Here is a 497-nt window from a genome sequence, read left to right on the forward strand (position 1 = left end):
TGCCGCCGTCGGGCTCGACAAGGCCGGCCGCGATCTTCAGCAGCGTCGACTTGCCCGAGCCGTTGCGGCCGATCAGGCAGACGCGCTCGGATGGCGCGACATTGAGCTCGACGCCTGACAGCAGCGGCGTGCCGCCAAAGGTCAGCTTGATGTCTTTCAACTGGATCAGCGGCGGCGCCATGATCAGCCCTGACTGGTGGCAGTCTGGTCAGCGCGGCGGCGCTGGATGCGGCGCAGCGTCTGGTCGAGCGCCGAGAGGAAGGTGGAGCGGTCGCGTGGGGAGAACGATCGCGGGCCGCCGGTGACTTCGCCGGCCGAACGCAAATCCGTCATGAGGTTGCGCACCGCCAGCGTCATCCCGATCGACTCCTCCGTGAACGGTTTTCCGTTCGGCGCGATCACCTCGGCGCCGGCCTTGACGCAGCGGCTCGCCAGCGGAATGTCCGATGTCACGACGACGTCGCCCGGCTTGGTGCGCTCGGCGATCCAATCGTCGG

The 497-nt window shown here is 68.0% G+C and carries 2 protein-coding genes; both read right to left on the minus strand.

Annotation, left to right across the window (positions count from 1 at the left end; translation table 11 throughout):
• A partial coding sequence (locus tag MOV75_RS41640; protein WP_247008707.1) for an ATP-binding cassette domain-containing protein occupies positions 1–181 on the minus strand: 181 nt, incomplete at its 3' end.
• 2 nt (positions 182–183) lie between these two features.
• On the minus strand, positions 184–497 hold a 314-nt coding region (locus tag MOV75_RS41645), incomplete at its 5' end, for a DUF188 domain-containing protein (protein ID WP_247008709.1).

Source organism: Bradyrhizobium sp. PRIMUS42, from assembly GCF_023006515.1.
GTDB lineage: Bacteria > Pseudomonadota > Alphaproteobacteria > Rhizobiales > Xanthobacteraceae > Bradyrhizobium.